The sequence below is a fragment of the Bacillus capparidis genome (assembly GCF_017832095.1).
Taxonomy (GTDB): Bacteria; Bacillota; Bacilli; order Bacillales; family Bacillaceae; genus Bacillus; species Bacillus gobiensis.
The window spans coordinates 814368-837973 of the sequence record NZ_JAFDST010000002.1 but is presented as its reverse complement, the minus strand read 5'-3'; the positions used below and the strand labels follow the sequence as shown (position 1 = coordinate 837973).

Annotated in this window: 24 protein-coding genes and 1 pseudogene; 13 read left to right on the top strand and 12 right to left on the bottom strand. The window is 40.8% G+C overall.

The features are described from left to right. Positions 1–28 precede the first annotated feature (28 nt). On the bottom strand, positions 29–1489 hold the full coding sequence (locus JOC74_RS11250) for a M81 family metallopeptidase (protein WP_053604673.1): 1461 nt from the start codon (positions 1487–1489) through the stop codon (positions 29–31). Between the two features lie 16 nt (positions 1490–1505). Then, positions 1506–2813: a helix-turn-helix domain-containing protein gene (locus JOC74_RS11245; RefSeq protein WP_053604672.1), complete on the bottom strand. Its 1308-nt coding sequence runs from the start codon at positions 2811–2813 to the stop codon at positions 1506–1508. A gap of 210 nt (positions 2814–3023) precedes the next feature. On the opposite strand from JOC74_RS11245, the gene JOC74_RS11240 reads away from it, so the two are divergent. From JOC74_RS11240 to JOC74_RS11220, 5 genes are all read left to right on the top strand, one after another. Then, a complete protein-coding gene (locus JOC74_RS11240; protein ID WP_053604671.1) occupies positions 3024–4586 on the top strand; it encodes a PTS sugar transporter in 1563 nt (520 codons plus the stop codon). Positions 4587–4901: 315 nt separating this feature from the next. After that, positions 4902–5864, top strand: coding sequence for an L-lactate dehydrogenase (locus JOC74_RS11235; RefSeq protein ID WP_053604670.1), 963 nt, complete (start codon positions 4902–4904; stop codon positions 5862–5864). A gap of 129 nt (positions 5865–5993) precedes the next feature. Continuing rightward, positions 5994–6524, top strand: a complete 531-nt coding sequence (gene sigY / locus JOC74_RS11230; protein ID WP_053604669.1) for an RNA polymerase sigma factor SigY — start codon at positions 5994–5996, stop codon at positions 6522–6524. Further along, positions 6524–6847 carry a DUF5345 family protein gene (locus JOC74_RS11225; protein ID WP_053604668.1) on the top strand — a complete coding sequence of 108 codons (324 nt, stop codon included), beginning with the start codon at positions 6524–6526 and terminating at the stop codon, positions 6845–6847. The genes sigY and JOC74_RS11225 overlap by 1 nt, the downstream gene beginning before the upstream one ends. Further along, entirely contained in the window at positions 6844–7044 is a 201-nt protein-coding gene (locus JOC74_RS11220; RefSeq protein ID WP_053604667.1) for a hypothetical protein, read from the top strand. Before JOC74_RS11225 ends, JOC74_RS11220 begins: the two co-directional genes overlap by 4 nt. A 115-nt stretch (positions 7045–7159) precedes the next feature. Here JOC74_RS11220 and JOC74_RS11215 read toward each other — a convergent pair whose 3' ends face one another. After that, positions 7160–7633, bottom strand: a complete 474-nt coding sequence (locus JOC74_RS11215; RefSeq protein ID WP_053604666.1) for a GNAT family N-acetyltransferase — start codon at positions 7631–7633, stop codon at positions 7160–7162. A gap of 208 nt (positions 7634–7841) precedes the next feature. On the opposite strand from JOC74_RS11215, the gene JOC74_RS11210 reads away from it, so the two are divergent. From JOC74_RS11210 to JOC74_RS11205, 3 genes are all read left to right on the top strand, one after another. Then, positions 7842–8441, top strand: coding sequence for a DNA-3-methyladenine glycosylase (locus JOC74_RS11210; protein WP_053604665.1), 600 nt, complete (start codon positions 7842–7844; stop codon positions 8439–8441). A 122-nt stretch (positions 8442–8563) separates the two neighbouring features. Further along, entirely contained in the window at positions 8564–8674 is a 111-nt protein-coding gene (gene yxzF / locus JOC74_RS23490; RefSeq protein WP_225970243.1) for a small protein YxzF, read from the top strand. Between the two features lie 100 nt (positions 8675–8774). Continuing rightward, positions 8775–10493 (top strand): ABC transporter ATP-binding protein, encoded by a 1719-nt coding sequence (locus tag JOC74_RS11205; protein WP_211086149.1) that lies wholly within the window; start codon positions 8775–8777, stop codon positions 10491–10493. Between the two features lie 17 nt (positions 10494–10510). Here the strand turns inward: JOC74_RS11205 and JOC74_RS11200 are convergent, their stop codons facing one another. The 5 genes from JOC74_RS11200 to JOC74_RS11180 all read right to left on the bottom strand — a co-directional run bounded on the left by JOC74_RS11200 (position 10511) and on the right by JOC74_RS11180 (position 16994). Beyond that, positions 10511–13096 carry a YfhO family protein gene (locus JOC74_RS11200; protein ID WP_053604663.1) on the bottom strand — a complete coding sequence of 862 codons (2586 nt, stop codon included), beginning with the start codon at positions 13094–13096 and terminating at the stop codon, positions 10511–10513. Positions 13097–13248: 152 nt separating this feature from the next. Then, positions 13249–14727 (bottom strand): allantoin permease, encoded by a 1479-nt coding sequence (locus tag JOC74_RS11195; RefSeq protein WP_053604662.1) that lies wholly within the window; start codon positions 14725–14727, stop codon positions 13249–13251. Between the two features lie 259 nt (positions 14728–14986). Then, a complete protein-coding gene (locus tag JOC74_RS11190; RefSeq protein ID WP_053604661.1) occupies positions 14987–15241 on the bottom strand; it encodes a hypothetical protein in 255 nt (84 codons plus the stop codon). A gap of 66 nt (positions 15242–15307) precedes the next feature. Next, positions 15308–15727 carry a FosM family fosfomycin resistance protein gene (gene fosM / locus JOC74_RS11185; protein WP_211086148.1) on the bottom strand — a complete coding sequence of 140 codons (420 nt, stop codon included), beginning with the start codon at positions 15725–15727 and terminating at the stop codon, positions 15308–15310. A gap of 169 nt (positions 15728–15896) precedes the next feature. Continuing rightward, positions 15897–16994: a branched-chain amino acid aminotransferase gene (locus tag JOC74_RS11180; protein WP_053604659.1), complete on the bottom strand. Its 1098-nt coding sequence runs from the start codon at positions 16992–16994 to the stop codon at positions 15897–15899. A 201-nt stretch (positions 16995–17195) separates the two neighbouring features. On the opposite strand from JOC74_RS11180, the gene JOC74_RS11175 reads away from it, so the two are divergent. Beyond that, the gene (locus tag JOC74_RS11175) at positions 17196–17915 is read left to right on the top strand and encodes a 3-ketoacyl-ACP reductase (RefSeq protein WP_053604658.1); all 720 of its coding nucleotides are present in this window, start codon (positions 17196–17198) and stop codon (positions 17913–17915) included. Positions 17916–18020: 105 nt separating this feature from the next. Here JOC74_RS11175 and dapA read toward each other — a convergent pair whose 3' ends face one another. Genes dapA through JOC74_RS11160 form a run of 3 tightly spaced genes read right to left on the bottom strand, consistent with a single transcriptional unit; the run spans position 18021 to position 20232 of the window. Beyond that, entirely contained in the window at positions 18021–18908 is an 888-nt protein-coding gene (gene dapA, locus JOC74_RS11170; RefSeq protein WP_053604657.1) for a 4-hydroxy-tetrahydrodipicolinate synthase, read from the bottom strand. Between the two features lie 25 nt (positions 18909–18933). Beyond that, complete coding sequence (locus JOC74_RS11165; RefSeq protein ID WP_053604656.1) at positions 18934–19428, bottom strand: GNAT family N-acetyltransferase; 495 nt, start codon at positions 19426–19428, stop codon at positions 18934–18936. 6 nt (positions 19429–19434) lie between these two features. Continuing rightward, positions 19435–20232, bottom strand: coding sequence for an SDR family NAD(P)-dependent oxidoreductase (locus JOC74_RS11160; RefSeq protein ID WP_053604655.1), 798 nt, complete (start codon positions 20230–20232; stop codon positions 19435–19437). Between the two features lie 169 nt (positions 20233–20401). On the opposite strand from JOC74_RS11160, the gene JOC74_RS11155 reads away from it, so the two are divergent. From JOC74_RS11155 to ywaC, 4 genes and pseudogenes are all read left to right on the top strand, one after another. After that, a complete protein-coding gene (locus tag JOC74_RS11155) occupies positions 20402–20857 on the top strand; it encodes an RNA polymerase sigma factor (protein ID WP_053604654.1) in 456 nt (151 codons plus the stop codon). A gap of 108 nt (positions 20858–20965) precedes the next feature. Further along, positions 20966–21292: a DUF2680 domain-containing protein gene (locus JOC74_RS11150; protein ID WP_053604653.1), complete on the top strand. Its 327-nt coding sequence runs from the start codon at positions 20966–20968 to the stop codon at positions 21290–21292. A gap of 227 nt (positions 21293–21519) precedes the next feature. Then, positions 21520–21948 (top strand): annotated as a pseudogene (locus JOC74_RS11145) (GNAT family N-acetyltransferase). Between the two features lie 82 nt (positions 21949–22030). Then, a complete protein-coding gene (gene ywaC / locus JOC74_RS11140; RefSeq protein WP_053604652.1) occupies positions 22031–22693 on the top strand; it encodes a GTP pyrophosphokinase YwaC in 663 nt (220 codons plus the stop codon). A gap of 84 nt (positions 22694–22777) precedes the next feature. On the opposite strand, the gene JOC74_RS11135 is transcribed toward ywaC, so the two are convergent. Then, a complete protein-coding gene (locus JOC74_RS11135; protein WP_053604651.1) occupies positions 22778–23590 on the bottom strand; it encodes a carbohydrate ABC transporter permease in 813 nt (270 codons plus the stop codon). Positions 23591–23606: the final 16 nt, after the last annotated feature.

Genomic DNA, 23606 nt, shown 5'->3' with positions numbered 1-23606 from the left:
TATCATTCCTTTCTCAGGTTACAAAATTTCACGCTAAGTGCAATGGATAGATAGATTCTTTAATGTTTTTAAACTGAAATGTACTCAAGTCAGAGGTGCTTAAACCAGGCGAATCAACGGTAATGATTTCTTTGGCAATGGTTTGAAAAGCTGCACGGAAATGATGGCTTGATTTTAGGGCAACAGCCTTATAGGTAGTTACATCAATTCCATGTAACAAGAACACCTGATCGTCAAATGTTTGCGAGCGAATAGAGGTGACAATCACATCGACATTTCCAATTTGTAAACGAGCCGACTTTCCAAGATTTACTTTACTGCCCTTCCACATGGGAGAGGTTTGGTGAAAAGATCCATCTGTCAAGCATTTTACATAGGCTGTAACAGAGAGAGGGCTTCCATGAAAGGAATCGGTTTTGCCACCAAGTTTAATAGAAATAGTACTGCCTGCCCCTGCTTTGTGTGCGGCAAATGCTGCTTCAGGATCATAAATAAAGCCAAAACAAGTTCCAGGTACATTTGCCTCCAGCATAGCCTTTAATAAACATGTTCCGTCTCCAGAAGTTCCGGCGCCAGGATTGTCAGATGCTTCATTAATTACAATCGGAAAATCATTCCTTGACATGGCATACTGAATAGCTTCTTTCGGACTGTAATAGGTTTTGAAAAAACGTTCTCTTGCCTCCCAAATGTTTTTAACTATCTCCTCACAAAGTTTTCTAGCAAGCTCGACATTGTTATTGGTTGTAACAATTACACTTGCGCCATTTTCAGCAAAATCTGAATATGGAAATCCATGGTAAAATGTACAATCGATTACATCAGGAAGGTCTTCAAATGTACGGCAAAGGTCATTTAATTCCTTTACAGGAGATAGATACGTAGTAGATGTAGGGATCATTAACGGAAGCTTTTTGTAAGCAGCAGACACCTTTACTGTTCCTTGAACAAGCTGAAAAGCAAGGTCCATGGCTTCCATTCCTCTTTCATATGAATCTGTATGGGGATATAAATTGTTCCCGATATAAAGATTTGCAGCTTTTATCATTTTGTCTGTTACGTTTGCATGAAGGTCTAAATTTACGACTATTGGAGTCTTTTCTCCAACTAGTTCTCTAATGGCTGCTACAAGGTCTCCTTCTATATCCTCCGTCTCCTCAGCTACACCTGCTCCATGCAAATAGAAACATACAGCATCAATCGGACCTGCTTTTTCCAGCGATTTCAGCAAGTTATCTTTTGCCGCAAGATAGGTTTCTTTTGTAATGATTCCAGATGGCACAGTAAAGGCACTAAAAGTTGGTATGAGTTCAACTTTGAGTTCTTCACCTTTATCGATCATCCCACCCAGAAAATCGTTGACACCCTTGTGCTTTTTTATAAGATCGGCTCCAATATCCCACTCCCATAGCTTAAATAGTTCTATTGTAGTTTTTATTGTTGAAAATGTGTTTGTTTCATGTACTAACTGCCCAATAGCAACCCTCATTAACTCACCTCCTTTTCTATGCTAAATTAATTCTGTACAATTGACGGGGTCTTCCTCGGTTAATAGGCTGCTCCTCACCTACTACTTTAGCGAGTTCGTTTTTTTCAAGAATAGATAGAATTCTTCTTGCACTTCTTACTGTAATGCCGAGGCCGTTTGATAATTCTAGCGCTGTGATACTTGTGTTCCCAATGCTGCTGCAATAAGAAAGAAGCTTATTAATAGTTGCTACGCTCAATCTTGCTTTTTTAGCCAGAGAAACTTTTCGCGGGTTATCACTTCTAATCGAGTATTCAAGATGAAAAAATTCTCCAATTGGTCCATGGATCGTTCCATCGATATCTGCAGCGTAACAACTGCCCATATTTAATTTTGCTTTGTTTAAAGCTTCTCTGGCTTTTATCTCTCCTTCGTTTGCTGTTCGGCCAAATCCAATACCTAAACATGCTTGAATCCCTGTTTTGACGGCAATGTCATTTAGAAGACTAATATGAGAGAAATGATTTGTAGCCTCTTCCATGGCTCCTCTAGTAGTTACGAACCGCATCTCTTCACGGTTCGACCAGTCGAGTAACGCTTGAGCTTTTTCACCAAAATCAATAAGAATATTTTGCAGTACAACACGTTTTCTTTGTTTATCGTAAGCGGTAAGCCGGTCTGATAAATTGCTGAATCTTATAATGCCTATCGCGAGTTGGGTGTTAGCCTGTTCAAGGGTTTTCCCTTCTAAAAGCACTTGTTCTAAGCTTGAATAAATGGAGGATCTGGTTGGGACGACTTGAAAAGCAGGAACACCAAGTTCTATTAACCTGTCATATACAGATCTTACGCAAGTGATAGCAACATCTATTGCTTGTTTGATCCAGAGATTATAGTGAAAGTATACGAGCTGTTCAGTTCCCTCTCTTATATTAAAGTCTTTAACAAACAATTCAGCCACGTTAATTTCAAGTTCATCAAGAGATTCTTGAACATCATTTTTTTCTAGTGTGTCAATGCTGATTCGAGGAGTATTATTCATAAGATTACGTCCGGTTTCATTAATCATTTTGAAAAGAACCCGATATAATGTGGTACCTGTAACAGGAACATAAACCATTGGTTTTGTGAATCCATTAAGTTCCTGTTTCACTATCTGGTAAGGGATGAGCCCTGCAAATAAAATGATATCGGCATTGTTTTTATGCCTATCTAGAATCGTTAATGTCTCTTTTTCTGTCGTATATGAAGCGGGAATCAATGTTAATTCAGGATAGGTATGTCCAATATTTAAAATAAGAGAGACTGTATCTTGTGGACCGATTACCAAGATAGTTAGAGGCATGGTTTTATCTCCTTAATTTTTAATCAATTCTGAATTTTCTGCTTTGCTTAATAATAACTGGGTACTGGAATTAAAATCAATGTCCGTAAATAGACCTTAAATCTATTTACACTGACCCTCATAAAAATAGAAAACAAAAAACTCTTTCTCGCTTTATCATGGTAGTATGTTAAAATGATAGAAACTATCGAACGAAGGGAAAGAGACTTCATGAAGCGTGTAGCAATCATTGGCAGCAGCGGAGGGAACTTGTTTAATTTGGGCGGGAAACAGCCAAAACTCCTCCTTCAAGAAATAGAATCGCAATGTAAAGCAGCCGGGCTGGAGATTTCTGCTGTGCAATTTGTAGAAGCAGCAGAATCTATGGATTCAGCAAAAGCTGCGACAAAAGCCGGGCTTTGGCACCTGAATCAATTCTGGGAAGTTGAAAAACAAATGGAAGGAACGCTGAATGACGTTAATCACGAAGCATCCATTATTGATAGAAAAATAGAACAAGAAATTCTGGCGGGAACGATTGACGCGTTAATTTGTATGAGTGCTGATCCAAAGGGAGCTAATTCACTTGCGATAAAGGCGGCAAGCGAGAAGCAAATTCCGATTGTAGGGACCGGAGGCACGTCAATGGCGCTTATTAGCTCATCAGGCGGTAAGGTTATTGCCACATCAGGTACGACTGGAACGACAAATCGAACGAGAGCCGTATCCTTTGTCACCTCGTTAAGCAAGCACTGGGGGTTGAGTTATCGTCCTGTTCTCGGAAATGCATCTCAAGTGAATGGATCATCAAAGGGTACTGGCTTGAAAAATATCAATATTCGCGGAATCATGATGGCGGGGCTCCCGGGATTTATTGCGATGGCGATTATTTTGGCCTTAAGCCAAATTCCTGGCTTGTCCGCTTTTGACAAAGTGTTTGAAACTTTGATCGGCGCATTGCCTGTTATTCTTTCTGTTATTGCTGCAAAGCAGGTTTCCGAGCTGGATGAAGTCTCGATCGTAGCAGGCGTAGTCGCAGGGGTTCTTTCTGTGAACGGGGGAATTATCGGAGGCATCATCGGCGGGATCTGTGCCGGGCTTATGGTTAAGTTTTTGTTTCGAAAATTCGTGGAATGGAAGTTTCCGATGACAACCGTCAACATCGCAGCAGGAGGGTTTGCCGGGCTGCTATCGGGGCTCTTGGTTTATTTCTTTATCGGCCCGGTTGCTCTAGCTGCCGGGGATCTGATCAAACAAGTAATAGAGCAAGCGATCGCCTTCAATCCGTTGCTGGCCGGGCTTCTGGCCGGGCTTCTTATTTGGCCGGCGATGTTGGGCGGGATATATCATGCGGCGATTCTGCCCGTCGTTTTGCTTGAAATGGAGAAAACGGGAAACAGCTTTTTAGGAGCAGTAGATTTGGTTAGCTTAGTCATGGTGGCAGCAGGCATTAACTTGGCCAATATTATCAGCCCGCGCGATAAGGGAGAAGCTGCAGTGGCAGCTCCAGGCTTTTTGATTAACGTTGGATTTGGAACCTTTGTGGAATCTGCGTATCCGTTCATGTTTTCCAACAAGCTTGTTTTTGCGGGAGCTCTAGTATCCGGGGGAGTCGGTGGAGCGATCGTCGGATTGTTCCAAGTCCGTGCGACAGCTTACGTTCCTTCAGTTACAGCGCCGCTTTTAACCAATCACGTAACAGGCTTGATTTTGGCGATGGCAGCTGCGCTAATTTCCGCTTTTGTCATTACTTTTGTTGTGAATCGAGTGTATTCGATGAAAAGTAAAGCGTAATAGTATACATGCTCCGGTTGGGACTTGCTGTTTCTGCCGGAGCATTTTTTTGTAGCTAACTGGATTTCTTTCCTGACCGGGGTTTTTTGTGACCTTACATAAGTTTTTTCTGCCCGTTGCTGAAATTATTGCGACCACTTTTCGTTTTTTTCTGTCCTTTATCGAAATTTTTCGCCTGCGACCATAGGGGTGTTCACAAAATGTTTATTTCTTGAAAAAAATAGACGGAAAACACTTGAAAAAGTTTGTGAAGTATTGCACAATATAAATGTGAAATGTTTCACATACCAAATCATCAAAAAGGAATGATGAATGATGGCAGGAAGAAAAGTGAATCGTGTTGCATTAATTGGAGCTGGATTTGTAGGCAGCAGTTACGCCTTTGCATTAATTAACCAAGCAATTACAGACGAATTAGTGATTATTGACGTGAATAAGGACAAAGCGTATGGTGACGCACTTGATTTAAACCACGGAAAAGCATTCGCTCCACATCCGACAAAAACGTGGTATGGAACTTATGAAGACTGCAAAGATGCCGATGTCGTATGCATTTGCGCCGGTTCAAATCAGAAGCCTGGTGAAACAAGATTGGAATTAGTCGATAAAAATTTGAAAATATTCAAAAGTATTGTAACAGAGGTAATGACCAGCGGATTTGACGGAATCTTTTTAGTCGCTACGAATCCTGTTGATATCCTTACTTATGCGACATGGAAATTCAGCGGGATGTCTAAAGAAAGAGTGATCGGAAGCGGCACAACTCTGGACACAGCAAGATTCCGCTTTATGCTCAGTGAATACTTTGGCACAGCCGCGCAAAATGTGCATGCTTTAATTATCGGTGAGCATGGAGATACAGAGCTTCCGGTATGGAGCAGCGCTTATGTAGGCGGAATTCCTGTCAGAGATTTACTCGAGAGACATGAGCAGTATAAGCAAGCGGATTTAGAAAATATTGTAGATAAAGTAAAGAATGCGGCTTATGAAATCATTGAGAAAAAAGGCGCGACCTATTATGGGGTTGCGATGAGCTTGGCTAGAATTACAAAGGCCATTCTATCTAATGAAAACAGTGTATTAACAGTAAGCACCTATCTTGACGGGGAATATGGCGAAGAAAATATATATATTGGTGTACCGGCTGTCGTCAATCGCGAAGGAGTAAAAGAAGTAATGGAATTGAACTTAAACGAGAAAGAAAAAGAACAATTCCGGCATAGTGCACGTGTTTTGAAAGAAATTCTGAGCCCGCATTTTGAATCTGTCACTTCTTAAGGATATTTTTTATAGCGGTACGATAATATAGACAAAGGACATCGGTTCCTTTGTTTTTTTGTATGAACGATTAACCGATATCTTTCGTCATATAAGTAGAGCATACTCAAAAAGGGGGCGTATCACCGGTTGGATCAGGCGGAAGAAAGAGAATTGGTTGCGAGAGCAAAAAATGGGGAAGATTCGGCTTTTACGAAGCTGTTTCAATCCAACTATATGTTTTTATATAAATATGTAATGAAGCTTACCCTTCAGCCTGATCTGACGGAGGATCTGATTCAGGAAACTATGCTGAAGGCATACGTCCACCTTCAAAGCTTTCAAGTGAATTCAAAGTTTTCTACTTGGCTCATTTCTATCGCATCCCGCTTATTTATTGATCAAGAGCGTAAGAAAAAAAGAGAGAAGAAACGTTACGAAAAAGCAAAGGAAGACGTCATTCGAAAGGCACAATGGAAGGTAACGGCTAATGGAGAGGAATGGACGGAAATATTGGAGTTGTTTGCCGGAATCGATCCAGATGTCCGTACGCCAATATTGCTGAGGCATTATTACGGCTTTACCTATCCGGAAATTGCGAAAATGCTCGGACTGAAGGAAGGAACGGTAAAAACCCGTGTTCACCATGGGTTGAAGCGGATTCGAAAGGAGTGGTCGTAATGAAGGAAAGCAAAGAGTGGACAGAACAATTTAAATCAGAGCTCAACAAATTAGAAGACATGCAGGAAGTAGAGGTTCCGGAGCAATATCAGCTGATGAATGTCTTACAAGAATATAAAGCCCGCCGACAAAAAACATTTAAACGTGAAATTGTCGCATTTTTACTCACCGCGATTCTGGTTCTTGCCATGCTCGTATTAATTAGCTTGAAAGTAACAACGGCTTTTCTATGGATTCAAGGCTTGGCGCTTTTTTTCATTCCGATCATTTTTCTAGCCGAAAAAAAACGCAGGAGCAAGCAGGATGAGGTGACCAAGCTTTGACACATGATCAACATGTAATACTTGCGATTCTGCTTGTAGCGCCAATTTTACTTACACAAAGCATTTTTCTGTTTTTGGATGCGAAGAAAAAAGGGGCGTATGCGTGGTTTTGGGGGCTTTGGGCACTGATTCAATTTCCGTGGCCTTCTATCTTTTACTATTTTTTTGTGGTTCGCCCTTACCGGAAAAAGAGCTAAGGATACCGGCATGCAGCTGCTGCCGGTGTTTTTCTTTATAAGAAATTTGTCGAATAATCGATATATTAGAATTTCCGTCGATAAAATAAAAAAATCGCCGATATCATTTTGAACTTTACCCCAATTGCTTCAAAAACAACACTCGATCGTGATTTTGTCCGTCATAATTGGATTTGACAGAAATTCCATCTACCGTTTTATCGCCTTTCTCAATTATAAAACCCATCCTGGTATGATAATCGATCGATGCCTTATTTACTGGTGACGTAATACAGCGAACGATTGAGCGGCCGTTTTCCTTTACTTCGCGAAAAAATTCAACATATAACTGCTTGCCGATTTGCTGTTTTCGGTAGTCGGGATGAACACCGACAAAGTGAATGTAGGCTTCTGTGGGACTCGATTGGGACAAGAACCCTATGAGGAAACCGATGATTTCACCTTTCTTTTCGGCGATAAAACTAGTATTCTGAAAATGATCGAAGAATAATTTTGGCAGCATATCAGACATCTGTCTGCCGCCCCACCAATCGTTGATTAACGGGGAAATAATATAATAATCAGAAGATTGAACGTTACGAATGTGCATAATGAACCTCCTCGTTTTTAATATCAATACATAGGGAGATGAAATTAAACAGCTATCCACGTCTCTCGTTGATAATGAAAGTTTATCACTACAAGGGTTAAAATAGAGTATTAGACGGTTATCAAAAAAAAAGAGAAAATTGGACATAATGATCTGTGACACAGGGCATAGCAGTCAGGTAAAAAGAACAATTAAAGGAGTGCCATTTGTGAGTAAGAAACCCGCCTATGAACCTCTTCCGATACAATTTTATAATAAGCCCACATTGGAGCTGGCGAAGGCTCTGCTGGGCTGTCTGCTAGTAAAAGAAACGGATGAAGGTATTTGTTCAGGATATATCGTAGAAACAGAAGCTTATCGTGGTCCCCATGATCGTGCGGCACACAGCTTTGGCAACCGGAGGACAAAACGGACAGAAGTGATGTTTGCTGAAGCTGGAAGAGTTTATACGTATACGATGCACACCCATACGCTTATCAACGTCGTTTCTGCTGACGTTAATATACCAGAAGCCATCTTAATCCGTGCTGTCGAACCATATGAAGGACTGGATTTGATGGAAACTAGAAGGCCCGGGAGACAACCGCGAGAATGGACAAACGGGCCCGGAAAGCTGACGAAGGCTCTTGGAATTACTTCTGATGATTACGGAAAACTTTTCACGGAGTGGCCCGTATATATTACTGCAGGCTATCTACCAACCCATATCTCTTCCGGACCTCGGATCGGCATCGACAATACGGGGGAAGCCCGCGACTATCCTTGGCGCTATTGGATCACTGGAAATACGTATGTATCCAGAAGGTAAATGGCACACTAGTATCAGGTTTTTAAATGAAAGTGATAGGGTAGAGTAAAAGAAGTACGTATCCCTAATTCATCCTGCACAATTCGGGATAAACTACCTTGAACGGAAAGGATCGGTCATCAATGAAAAAATTCATCCGAAATGTGATTAAGTGGGCTCCGGTTATTTATCCGGTCGTCAAAAAAATTCTCAACGAGAGGAAAAAGAAGAAAACAAGATCGAATTTTAATTAACTAGAGCGGCTGAAAATCTTCAGCTGTTTTTTTTATTTAAAAACATATTCTTCCAAGATTATGATATGATCTATTATATTCTGTAAAAAGGAAGTGCAGCATGATCCGCCGTTTTTTTACTTATTATATCCCTCATAAAAAATTGTTTTTTATCGATTTTACCAGCGCCGTTATCGTTGCGTTATTGGAGCTCGCTTTTCCGCTGACGGTTCAGTGGTTCATTGACAAGCTTCTGCCAAGCGAAAACTGGCCGGCCATTGTTTGGGTCAGCATTGGTTTGCTGCTGCTTTATTTGCTAAGTACGGGTCTTCAATACGTGGTGAATTATTTAGGCCACAAGCTCGGCATCAATATCGAGACCGATATGCGAAAAGCACTGTTCAGCCATGTCCAACGGCAATCCTTTCGTTTTTTTGATAATACGAAGACCGGTCATATTATCAGCCGGATCACCAATGATTTAAATGACGTCGGAGAGCTTGCCCACCATGGTCCGGAAGATCTGTTTATTTCTATTATGACCTTCATTGGCGCTTTTTGTATCATGTTGAGCATTAATGTTCAGCTCGCGTTAGCCTCCATTTTAGTTGTTCCGTTTTTAATTTGGCTGATTATTTACAGTAATTTAAAAATGAACAAGGCGTGGAAACAAATGTACAGCGATATCGCAGACATCAATGCGCGAGTGGAAGACAGTGTGTCTGGCGCACGAGTCGTTCAATCCTTTACGAATGAAAAACATGAAGTTACCCGTTTTGTAAAGGATAATCAAAATTACCGCCGGGCCAAGCTGTTTGGCTACCGAACCATGTCAATCGGGCTGTCAGGTATCTACATTATGACCCGCTTGATTACGCTGCTTGTCCTTGTGTACGGAGCTTGGCTTAGCTATACTGGAAACTTGAGCTACGGGGAGCTCGTCGGGTTTATCCTTTACGTGAATGTGCTATTGAAGCCGATTGATAAAATCAGTGCATTGATGGAGCTCTATCCGAAAGGAATGGCCGGCTTTAAACGATTTATCGAGCTGATGGATTCAGAGCCAGATGTGAAAAATCGCGAAGACGCTATAGAAATTACTTCGTTAAAAGGGGATATTAAGTTTGCCAACGTAAGCTTTGGCTACGACAAGAGCAAACGAGTGCTTAACGGATTGAGTATGAATATCCGTGTCGGTGAGACGATCGCGTTTGTCGGCCCTTCAGGAGCTGGAAAAACAACCATCAGCTCACTGATTCCGCGTTTTTATGATGTTAACGGCGGTCAAATCACAATTGACGGAATAGACATTAGAGACATGACAAAGGAGTCGCTGCGTTCACAAATTGGAATCGTTCAGCAGGACGTCTTTTTGTTCACCGGAACCCTTCGTGAAAATATTGCTTACGGAAGCCTGAATGCCTCGAACGATGAAATAGAAAAAGCGGCAAAATTGGCTCATCTTGAGAGCTTTATTGCTTCCTTGCCGAATGGATACGATACGCAAATCGGCCAAAGGGGATTGAAGCTATCAGGCGGCCAGAAACAGAGAATCGCAATCGCCAGAATGTTTCTGAAAAATCCGCCGATCTTAATTTTAGACGAAGCGACCTCAGCTCTCGATACAGAATCAGAGCTGATCATTCAACGAGCGCTGACGGAGCTTTCAAAAAACAGAACGACTCTTGTAATTGCGCACCGCCTCGCCACAATCCGAAATGCTGACCGCATCATGGTCATTACGGAAAAAGGAGTTTTGGAAGAAGGACGGCATGATGAACTGATTAAAAAGGGCGGACTATTTGCAGACCTGTATAACATACAATTTCAGAAAGTATAAAAAACGAGGATGCTCTTTCATCCTCGTTTTTTTCTCGTAAGCATTATTTGATATCCGATCAGCAAAAGCAAGGATGCAATTGAAATGTATAGGCCAATAAAGAAATAAGGTGTTGTATACGTCATTTCGATTTGATAGGATCCTTTTTCTAAAGGGACACCTATAAATGCTTTGTTCACGATAATAGGATCTATTTTCTCTCCATTTACGTGCACGGTCCAGCCGTTGCTGAATGGGATAGAGGTCGTTAAAATTCCTTTTTGCGTCGACTCTATTGTTCCACTCACTTTTCCTTCGGTAACAGTTGCATTCTCCATCCCTTTAGTTTTTAATTCGAGAGTCTCCTGGTCATCCGGCGGCACACGGTATACTTCAATCCGATCCAATTGATAGGTGCCGGGAGACAGACGGACGGTAATTTCGTCTTCGTCATACATCCCTAAGTTAAAAAGAGTCTCTTTCACAGGGAAGGTGTAGATATTACTTTCAGAATTTCGAATCGTTTGTTTGCCGCCTGCACGGATCTCAAAGGAATTTCCGTTTACCTCGTTTATTTTAATTTTAACCATCGTTTCTTCTGCAGAATCGCTTTTGTTTACTGGAATATGAATGGCGGCATTTTTGTCGGCTGTAAGTCGATTGCCATGTGTCTCAATATTTTCATAAGATACATTCACAGAAACCTTAGAGACAGGAAGATCCTTTACTGAATAGCGATGAAGGCCGTCGGTATGTTTTTCATCGATAACTGCAGCTTTTGCGAGCAGTGAATCTCTGTAAGGGGTTGCAAGCTGATCAAACTCTTGCTGCGTCACATAGTTGTACTGCATATAAGCAATCGGCAGTGCATAAGGATTTTCATAAATGCTTAGATTTTCGGTCTCACGTATTTTCTTCGCACCGAACGGAATAGGTGAGTAATCCTTATCGTAAATCATGTATTTCACTCCGAGCGCATTGTGCAGATGAAAACGGTCATCAAAATTGCGAAAGATGTTGACGCTGTTTGACGAGTGCAAGATTGAATAGTCTTCTTTGAAAAAACGGTGCACTTTCTTATTTATCATGCTTTGATAGGCGCTCGTTCCATTAAAGTCCTGAATCATTGGTGTGTTTTTTGCTCCAGCCTCACTCATAATTCTGTAGAAGCCTGGGTCATTTGCTTGGATCTGGCGGATAGCTTCAGCTGCTTCTTTATTCTCTAAATCCTGTGAGTCAAAGTAGGAAGATGTAATGTTATTTTGTCCGTAATGGCCGGCTAAGGTGGTTTTAGAATAAAAATAATCAATCATCAGGATATTGCCTGCAATAAGTAAACATAGCAGAAGGCTAACCCATGTTGTCTTTAAATATCGAATCGAAAAGAAGACAGCTGTCACAAGCAGCGTTCCGATCAATAGTAAGCGATCCGACCCGGAAATCGCCGTTCCGTTCATAATTGCTGGCTTCATCTGGATCGTACCAATGAGTGCTGCAGCGCATAATCCGACCAATAAAAGATTCATAGACTGATGGTATTTTACGATCGTATCAAAGCTATATGAAGCAGCAAGGGAGACAGTAAAAACCAACAGATAAACCCATCTCGATTGCATGTCTGATAGACCATTGAAAAAAGAGAAACTAAAAGGGATAAAATACAGACCGTACATAAACAGAGCTAAAACGGTGATTCTTTTCCCCTCGATTGAAAGTCGTGAAAAGGAAAGAACAATGAGAAACAAAGTAGCAATCGGCAGGCCAAGAACGTAATACGGATCGTCTATAAAAAACGTTTTATGCAAGGCAGAAACGTAATAATCGCTTGTGAAAAACAATGGAACATTTGGTGATCCGAAGCTTCGATCAGCGTGAAACAATGAATTAACAGCAGGGAGAAATGCAAAGGCCGCAAGACCAAGCGCCAACAAGTAATGACCGGATAAATAAAGGATGTCTCTAACAACCAATATCAGCTTGCGGTGGTGATACGTGAATATCGCATACAAAAACAAAAAGACGCTAGACATAAAAGCGAAATAAAAGTTGGAAGAAATCATAAGAGCCGCAGCCAAGACAAAAAGTAAGGGCTTTCGATCCCGGGCAAGCCGTTCATAACCGAGAATGACCAACGGCAGCCAAACGATCGCATCAGCCATGAAATCCCATAGCATGGAATGCCGTAAAAAGATGATCGATCCGCCGTATATAAGCGGGGATATGATGGCGGCAGCCTGGCTCCTGTTTCCTTTTATTAAAAGTAAATACATGAAGAGCATGGAAAGAAATGATTTGTACACGCTCATCCACAGCTTTATCGTAAATACATCTTGAAGGTTTGTTTGCTTAAAGATCAAACTGATCCAAAAAAAGATTGAAGTTGTATAATAATAGCCGAATTCCCCGAATAAATCCCCGCCGATGCCGTATTGCCACGACCAAAAAAAGTCGCCGCTTGTAAACATCTTTGATAACAGAAGCAAAAAAGCCCCGCCCTGATGCAAGGAATCACCAGTCCCTGTAAAGTAAGAATGGCTTGAAAATAAGAAATAAAAATGTATGAATACAGCAAATAGTGCAAAAACAGAAATCGAAAGTAAGAAAGATCTTTTTGTTTGATTCATTGTACACATCCTAAGCTGAAAAAATTGCTGTACATAAAAAATAGCAGAAACTCGTATGAGTATCTGCAAAATAGAATAGAAATTTACAAAAATTTAACAATGTTTTAACAATGTTATTTTTCAATAATATGTTGATATGATCCATGAGTGAATCACTTGCTTGCAACTTTTTGTTCGTATTCGGTACTGACAGCAGCATTTTCTGGAGGGTGAAGCCTCATCAATGCAACATACCCTACAAATGAAACAAACACACCAACAAACCAAGAAATATCATACAAGCCTTTAAATGCGGGTACATAGAAACCAATTAATGATATAAACGCACCGAGTAAAGTAGCGAGGAACGCACGATAATTGTAGCCTTTATAGTACGTATACTGCCCATCTACTTTGTATAACTCGTCGACATTTAACTCTCGTTTTCTAATGATAAAGTAATCTGCAATCATGACGCCAGCGACTGGTCCCAGCATTCCTCCAACTAATCCGAGAAATGAAAACACACTTGTTTCATTCTCCATCAGCTTCCACGGAACAGTAAACAACGCGATCATTGCGGTAATATAGCAGCCTCGTTTAAAATTGATAAATTTAGGCAATGCATTTGCTAAGTCATATGCTGGAGAAACTATGTTTGCTGCGACGTTAACGGATATTGCAGCAACACAAAGGGTAATAACCGATAATGCAATAACAAACGGATTATCAAATTGCGCCAAAATATCAACAACATCCCATATTGGTTCGCCAAATGCAACTTGTGAACCAGAAGTTACAGTGATACTTGCGAAAGCAAATAACGCAAACGTACCTGGCAATCCGTAAAATTGACCTCTGATTTGCTCTTTTTGTGATTTTGCAAAGCGGGTAAAGTCAGGTATGTTCAGAATCAGTGTAGCCCAAATCCCGATAATTCCAGTTATTCCTCCGACAAACGGCCAAAATGCTTCTTCAAAGGTTTGGAATTTTCCCGGTTGCTCATAAATTGGTCCTAAACCGCCGGCGATATCGATCGCCCACCATACCATTCCGCCGAAGACGAGATAGACGAGAGGTCCCGCCCATACTTCGAATTTTTTAATCGATTCCATTCCATGATTTAAAACTAATAAATGAATCGCCCAGAAAAATACGAATGATAAGAGACCGGATAAATGAAGCCCGAATAAATTCCACTCTCCGCCAATGTTACCCCAGCCTGGCCAAATATTTAATAATAAAATGTTGATTGCCGTACTCCCGGCAAATGTTTGGATACCGAACCACATGATTGCAACAAAACCGCGAATTAATGCCGGAATGTTAGCGCCGTATACCCCGAAAGATGAACGAATCAATACTGGAAACGGTACACCGTATTTTGCTCCAGCATGTCCATTTAATGCAAGTGCCGCGTATAGTATGAGGGACGCGATTGTAATAATAGCTAACACCTGCCACGGAGACAGTCCGATCGCGATCATTCCGCCAACTGTTGCATATGTTGGGATATTATGAATGCAGCCCATCCAAATGGAAGCAAAGTTAACAGCTTTCCATGTTCGTTCCTCTTGTTTGATAGGAAGTAAATCTTCATTGCTTAAAGAATTTGATTTCTCCCCATCTTTTAAAATTGACCAGCGACTCATATATAATCTCCTTTCCCATGTAAGGTTATTTAACGTCTAATGTTATATAATATAATTGAATTGTCTGATTATTACACTGGTCAATTTGAACAAATTTTTTAGTTTTTTTTGATGTATTAAACAAAAGGGCATTTGGGGGATCTGCGAATAGGGGGAAAGGTGGAGCATACTGGAATCAGTGATGTTGAAGAAACCTTTTTCAGTAGGCCTTGAAAAAGTAAAAAAACACCCTGCTGAAGAAAGGCAGCAGAGTGCTTTTTTATATAGCGAAAAATACGAGGACTCCAATAATCATAAGAAAAAGAATTATGAGACCTCCTAAAAGGGAGACAGCGAGGACAATGCAGCCCGCAGCTGTTCTGTTCGTAACCAGCAAGTAAACTCCTAACGTAATCAAACTGAAGAAAAATCCTAAAATTCCCCATATCCATGGATTACGGTTATGCTTCGGGGCATCGATTGCTAGAAAGACAGCTATTGCAACAGAAACTATAAAACCTAAAGATAATTCCATAAAGGTCTCCTTTATATGGTGCGAGTATAAATCTAGATTATCATACTATGCTGGTAGGAAAACAAGTTAAACAAAAAAATCCATATGAGGCTTATCTTTTTTGTAGTACTCCATACGATTTTGAAGAGTTCCGGTATGAAATTCGAATTTATGTCCGTCCGGATCTGTGAAGTAGATTGATTTTTTATCCTTAACGTCCCGTTCTCGTCCTAGAAGGATATTGACTTCCAACTGCTTTAACTTATTCAGCATCGAATTGAAATCCTGTTCATCTATGGAAAACGCGAGATAGGTATATGACTGGTGAATCTCATTTCGTGGAATCTTTTCCTCAAGATTAAGTGCGAGCCAAAGCCCATTTAGGTCAAAATAAGCTGTTGTTCTCCCTTTTACCAATAGCTTGGCATCAAATACGCTCTGATAAAATGCAATAGACTGATCCAAATTGGACACAGAAAACAGAAGATGATTGATTCCTTTTATCATGCGGGCTCCTTTTGATAAAGTTGGTATTTTGTTAAACGGGTAATAGCAGAAATTACTATATCGCAAATAAAGTCGGAAGATCGCAAGTAAATGTAGAACATCGCAAATAAAACCGAATTCAAATGAAAAAAAGCCGATCCAGACTATGGGATCGGCATTCTTTCTACAATTAATTCACTTTTTCTTTTTCAACGGTGCTGACTTCTGTGGTCCAGCCGAATTCGTCAGACTGGTCGCCTCGTTGAATGCTTGTAATCGTGCTGTACAATTTTTTCGAAATTGGGCCGGTTTCTCCGTTATTGATTACGAGGCTTTCGTTTTTCCAGATAAGCTCTCCAACAGGTGAGATGACAGCTGCTGTTCCGGTTCCGAATGCTTCTTCAAGTTTGCCTTCTTTGTGGGCTTCCGCAATTTCTTCGACCGAAATTTTCCGCTCAGTAACAGGGAGTCCCCAATGCTTCAATAGCTGAAGAACAGAGTTGCGTGTGACCCCTTCAAGAATGCTGCCGTTCAATGCTGGAGTGATAATTTCACCATTAATTTTAAAGAAGATATTCATGCTTCCGACTTCTTCAATGTATTTTTTCTCAAGTCCGTCAAGCCATAGCACCTGGGAAAATCCGCTGGCTTCTGCTACTTCTTGTGCTTTCAAGCTTGACGCGTAGTTTCCGGCTGTTTTCGCAGTACCGGTGCCTCCAGCTACGGCACGTACAAATTCGCTTTCTACTGCGATTTTCACTGGAGCAATTCCTTCTTTATAGTAAGATCCAACTGGAGAAAGAATAATGATCAGTTTATAGGTTTTTGAAGGAGCTACACCAAGATAGGATTCAGTTGAAATGATGAACGGGCGAATATACAGCGATGTTCCTTCTTTTTCTGGAATCCATTCTTTATCAACAGTAATAAGCTGCTTCAATGCCTCTAAAACAAACTCTTCATCCACACGTGGAATACAGAGCCTGTCATTTGATTTGTTTAGGCGTTCCATATTTTTTTCAGGTCTGAACAAAAGAACCTTTCCTTCTTTTGTCAAATATGCTTTTAGGCCTTCAAACACGGTTTGCCCATAGTGGTAAACCATCGCTGCCGGTTCCATGGCGATTGCTTGATAAGGTACGATTCTGGGGCTGTGCCAATTTTCTTCAACAGAATAATCCATGACAAACATATGGTCAGTAAAAACTCTGCCAAACGCCAGCTCGTCAGATTGAGGCTTTGGTTTTTTAGATGAGGTGAGCTGAATGCTGATTGAACTTTTTTCCATAATAAGAAAACTCCCTGCTATAAATTGATTAATCGTTATTGAACGAAAATGTTTTATACTCTATTGTATACCTTCAAAAAATATAAGCAATAGGTTTTGGCCGAAAAGTTAAGGGAATTTTTAGATAATTGCTCTTGGTTGATTTAAGGGGAAGAGTTTTTTTATACTTTTTATATACATAATTAAGAGGAGATGTTATTAATGCCATCATCATTGCAAGGAAAGACTGCCATTATTACTGGGGCAGGAAGAGGAATTGGAAAAGCAGCTGCAATTGCATTTGCACAAGAAGGAATCAATGTCGGTCTAGTTGGCAGATCGCTCGCTAACTTAGAGGATGTAGAAAAGCAATTAGCTTCTTACGGGGTTAAAACACTTTCGGTATCTGCTGATGTTCAGGATTTGGCTTCTGTAGAAAAAGCTGTACAGACGATAAAGGAAGAGCTTGGCGAAATCGACATTTTAATCAATAATGCTGGAATCAGTAAATTTGGCGGCTTTCTTGATCTTACTCCTGAGGAATGGGAATCGATTATCCAGGTCAACGTGATGGGAGTATACAATGTCACAAGAGCCGTGCTGCCTGGCATGATTGAAAGAAAAAGCGGGGACATTATCAATATTTCTTCCACAGCCGGACAAAAAGGAGCACCTGCAACAAGCGCATACAGCGCATCGAAGTTTGCTGTTCTTGGCTTGACTGAATCACTGATGCAGGAAGTAAGAAAGCATAATATTCGAGTAAGTGCACTAACACCAAGCACAGTCGCAACCGATATGGCGAAGGATTTGAACCTGACAGACGGCAATCCGGAAAGTGTAATGCAGCCGGAGGATCTTGCCGAATTCATGGTTGCCCAACTGAAAATGAATTCACGCGTTTTTATAAAAACTGCGGGACTGTGGTCAACAAATCCTTAAAAAGAGCGGAATTCCCGCTCTTTTTTATGCCGAATTTTATCGAAAAATCGATATATTTCTATTTTCGTCGATAAAATGAAAAAAGCGACGATATCCAAGGCTGCCTCATGAAGAAGCAGCCTTGAAATAAGCGGACAATGCAAGGTCGATGGCTTCCATCCCTTCAATTGGCTCGCAGCCGAGGGGCTCTCGCGCATATCCGCCTGCAATCCCCAGCTTTCGCATTGCGTATTTCATTCCAGTCGGGGAAGACATACCAGTTAGTGCTTGTGCCACAGGCTTTACTCGCTCCAAAAGCTGCTCGGCTTCCTCTTTGTTCCCTTGCATCAGAAATTTCACAACCTCATTCATTTCTTCAGGAAACAGATTGCCGATCACGCTTGTGAGTCCGTCATACCCAATTGAAAAATGAGCGGAAATTTCCAAGTCAATCCCGGAAAAGACGGCTGTTTTTTCTCCAGTAAGCTGTTTAATAACGCGAGCTTTATTAGGATCGCCTGTTTCTTTGACTGCAATGACCTGCGGAACTTCTTTCATTATTTTTGCAATCGTTTCTGCGTGAAGATCAACCGCTGTTCGTAACGGATTATTGTACAAAAGAATCGGCAGTGAACAAACCTCGGCGATTTTCTTTATGTACGAGAGAGCCTCTTCCTGAGAAACACGTACGTAAGGAGGCATGCCGAGCATGATGCCGTTCATTCCTGCTTGTTCAGCAGCGCTCGCCAGCTCAACAGAGTCTTTTGTTTGAACTGCAGCAACTCCTGCATATAACTGCAATTCTCGGCTGGAATGCTTCCTCGCCAATCGGTACAGCATTTTTCTTTCCTCAACTGTCATGGAATGCTGTTCTCCCGTCGAGCCGCAAATAAGCAGTGCGGGAACCTTCTTTTTTTGATAAAAATCGATTAATGATGAAATTGCATCTTCATCTATACTTCCAGATCGGGTGAATGGAGTCACCATCGCAACGCTGTACGGAACAAAAGCCATTCTAACTTCCTCTCCTTTTCACTCATTAAATAAGCTTATACATATAATACTCGTTTACCGGCTTTCCATCTATGAAAAGCGAGTTGATTTTTTCACCTTCAATATTAAAGCCCACCTTTTTGTAGAGGCGAAGGGCTTTTTCATTGTTTTTGATCACAGTTAATTCAAGCCTTGTGATCCCGTTGTTTTTAGCCCATTGAAACGTTTTGTTGAATAGTCTCGAAGCAATGCCCTGCCTCTGAAATTGTTCGTGGACGCCTAAGACCAAATAAGCGGAGTGTTTGTTCCTGTTTGCTTTACCTCCGAGTGCCATCATATATCCGCCAAGCTGTCCATTTTCTTCGGCTACAAAAAGAGCGGAATGTTTGTCATTAACAAACGCGTCGATACGTCTTTTTTCTCTTTCGGCATCTGCAGCTCTTTCATTCGGTTCAAAAAGCATAAATCCTGACTGGTCAATTTCAAAAAGAAGCTCGGCGAATGCCTTCGCGTCTTCCGGCTGAACGGGTCTGATATCCATCTGAATTTACAGTACGCTTCCGCCGGAAATTTTAATCGATTCGCCGACAATATTAGGAGCTGCGTCTGTTAGTAGAAATGCAATGGTATTTGCGACTTCGGCGGGAGTGGTAATTCGTCCGGATGGAATTCCTTTTTCAATTTCAGCGAGTTGTTCTTCAAAGGAAACTCCATTTTGTTTTGCATTTCTTTCGATCACATCTCGACCCATCTTTGTATCGACATAGCCAGGGCAGACAGCATTTACTCGAATGTTTGCTGGAATGGCTTCGACAGAAAGAGATTGGGTAAAGCCGATCAGTGCGAACTTGCTTGAAGAATAGGCAGCGTTTCCATAGGTGCCCCTTAGACCGGATAAAGAAGAAACATTAACAATTGTTCCGTTCTTTATTTCGAGCATTTTTTTATACACAGCTTTTGTTAGCATGATTGTCGACGTCAGATTAAGATGCATCATGCGATCTAAGTCTTCTTCCTTCAGCTCATCGACTGTCGTACCACCGGCAATAGCGGCACTGTTGACCAAACCGGTAATATTCCCGTGGATGGCCTCGGCTTCCTCGAGAAGCTGAGCCCGATCTTCTTCTTTTGTTATGTCCGTGGCTCTCACAAAGATTTTTTGTTTGTCTGTCATTGCTGATAGCTCGGTTGCTAATTCAGAAAGCTTCGATTCATTTCTTCCTGTAACGGTCAGCCGTGCGCCCATTGCCGCTGTAACTTTCGCGGTTTCAAATCCAATTCCCCCTGTAGCTCCGGTGATTAACACATGTTTCCCCTCTAATGCTGATGAAGAAAAAATTGTCATAATTGGTCATCTCCTTATACGTTTTATATTCTCTTTTTCCCTATTCACTAGAAGTAACAAACGAATAAGCTGTCGAACGGTTTTGGCTGACAATTGAAATAATTTGAAATATAATGGTAACATAATAGTAATATTGTAGGTAAATATTACTAATGACCGGAGGGATGATATGGATCAAGAAAACTTTCAATATCTTTATGATACAAATCATCATCTTCTATATCCTTTTGTCTATTATCTTATCAAAGACAGGGAATCGGCTGAAGAAGTCCTTCATCGAATTTATGAAAAAGCATTGGATAAAAAGCTGTTTCTAATGGAAAAAGAGACGAGCAGGTCCGCACTCTTTGTCTACGCAAGAAATTTATGTTTTTATTATAGGTTGAAGAGCATTTTCCGGCTGCACCCAACAGATGATTCGGCTCTAGAGGAGGCGGACATTTACCACTCTCTTTCATCATGCCGTTTTATTGAGCAGCAGGTGATTATTTGTATACATATATTAAAGCTTACTTACGAGGAAACAGAAAACATTCTATCCATCCCCGCAAATAAGGCGGAGGAAATTGAGAAAAAAGCAGTTAGAAAGATGACGAAAAAAATGACAGCGGCCGGAATGGATTGATGTAAAATCGACCGGCTGCTATTTTTATGAAAAAATTTCCTTTCCGACACATAATTTATTGAATAAGGGGAAAGATATTCCTAATTTGAAAAGGAGTGAGTTAACATCATGAACATTCAAAAAGGAATAGCTGCTGCCTGGATTTTAGGTGCTTCACTCATATTGTCTGCCCCTGCACAAGCAGCACCCCCAAAGGAAAACTCTGAGAAAAAAGTAGAACTGACAGAAAAACAACTCAATGAATTGTCTGTTTTACATAAGGAAGTGTTAGAAAAAAACAAGCAAATTATTAACAAACAAATTGAATACGGCTTGATGAAAGAGGAGAAAGGAAAGGTTATCATTTCAATGATGGAGAGACGGTTTAAAGAGCTTGAAGAAAACGGATTTGCCTATAAGCACTCCCGCCATCACCATCATTATCGCGACCGGTAAGCGAACATGAAGACAACTAAGAATTTACTTGAACGAATCACTTACCTTTGCGCCTGCGGTTACCAAAAATGCAGCGGGCCAAGCAGCTATGTTAGCACAATGGTCCAAGCTGTAAATATGATGACGCTGTCAATGTCTTATTACTAAGCTAGCTGGATATGGTTCTTCCGTATCCAGTTTTTTTCTTTTAATCATGCTAAGATAGGAGGCGAGAGGAGAAGAGACCGATGAAAATCAAAGAATTGAAAACAAAAGCACAAGTGGCGGAAGCTTATCCGGTAATGAAACAGCTGAGACCTCATTTAAGCAAAGAAGAATATTTAGCGCGAGTGGAACGTGCCGCTCAATTGATGAATTACCGTTTACTCGCCCTTTATGAGGAATGAAAACCAGTGGCAGCTGTTGGGTTTTTGCCGAGATTTTCAATTAACCAAGGCGATCATGTATGGGTAGAGGATTTAGTCACAGACGAGAACCATCGTTCAAAAGGGTACGGACAGCTGCTGTTAACAGAAGTTGAAAAGTGGGGAATCGAGAATGGGCTCGGTACGATTTCTCTCTCTTCCGGATTGCAGCGAGAGAATGCCCATCGATTTTATGAGGATAAAATGGAGTATGAAAAATCAAGCTATTTATTCAGGAAAACTTTAAGATAGATTTTATCCCCTTCTCTAAAAAAAGTTCGGTGCAACCGCAACCAGGTGATGTGCGTCTTACATTGTGAAGGAGTTGACACGAATGCAGCTTACCAAAGAAGATATGGCAAACTTAAAAGATGTAATGGAGAACTGGAAAAACGAGCTTCTCGTGTACAAATTTGCCCTTGATCAAATGAATACAAAATTTTCGATCATCAGTCAGGAATACAATCTGATACATGGTCATAATCCGATAGAGCATACAAAATCAAGAGTAAAGAGCTTTGAAAGCATCGTGAATAAATTGGCAAGAAAAAATTTAGAAGTGACCACGGCTCATGCGAAAGAACATATTCATGATATTGCAGGGGTTCGAATCATTTGTTCGTTTCTTTCTGATATTTATAACGTAGTTGATATATTGAAACAGCATAATGACCTGGAGATTCTAGGGATCAAGGATTATATTAAAAACCCGAAGGAAAACGGCTATAGAAGCTTGCATTTGCTGATTGAAACACCTGTTTATTTAACGAACGGAGTCGAAAGAGTAAAGGTGGAAATTCAGATTCGAACGATTGCTATGGATTTTTGGGCAAGCTTGGAGCACAAAATTCATTATAAGCTTAACAACGCTGTTCCTGAACTTCTAACCGAAGATTTAAAGGAAGCGGCAAATATCGCAAACTATTTAGATGAAAAAATGCATGGCATAAATAATGAGGTGGATAGCGCAAAAAAGGAGCCTGAAGAGGAAAGATAGGTTTCTCTGGGATCAGTCACCGAAATCCGCGAAAGCAAACAAACCTTTCTAATAAAGAAAGATTTGTTTGCTTTGTATCTACAATTATTTCACGGCTCCTGCTGTCAGCCCGGCAATAAAGTACCGTTGAAGAAAAAGGTAAGCAATGATCATTGGTGCTGATGAAAGGAGTACACCTGTAAAAAGCATGGGATAGTTGGTCAAGTATTCTCCTTGAAAACCAAGCAGCATTAAAGGCAATGTCTTTTTTGAATCATCAGTTATGTAAAGCAGCGGATTTATTAGATCGTTCCAGTACATGACAGATAGAAAAATGGCAGCAGATGATAATGGTGCGATAGACAGGGGCAAAAAGATCTTATAGTAAATCTGCCAATTGTTTGCTCCATCAATTTCAGACGCTTCAAATAAACTGCCGGGAATCGTTCTGGCAAAGCCAGAAAGGATGAATACAGCGACAGGAAGCGTTCCGGCAACATTTACGATGACCAGTCCCGTTAAGGAATTGGTCAAATTCAAGCTCGATATCAATTGATAAAGAGGAAGCATATTCACTTGGGCAGGCACCATCATTCCAAGTGCGAAGAAGGAAAAAATAATTAATCCAATCCAAGTTGCCAACCGCCTTATTGCAAATGCGATTAAACTAGCAAAAAACAACGTAATGAAGATAGAAAAACATGTTACGATCAAGCTGTTTGTAAAATATAAAAGAATCGATTGCTCCTGAAAAAGATTTAAATAGGATTGCAGTTGAAATTCTTTCGGCAAAGAAAAAGGACTCTCAAACAGCTCTGCACTTGTCTTAAAGGTTGACAGGATGATCACACTTACCGGCAAAATGATTACCATGGCATAAATCGTTAATAGACTAATTTTACTAATACGGAAAATCACAGCTTATCCCCCTCCC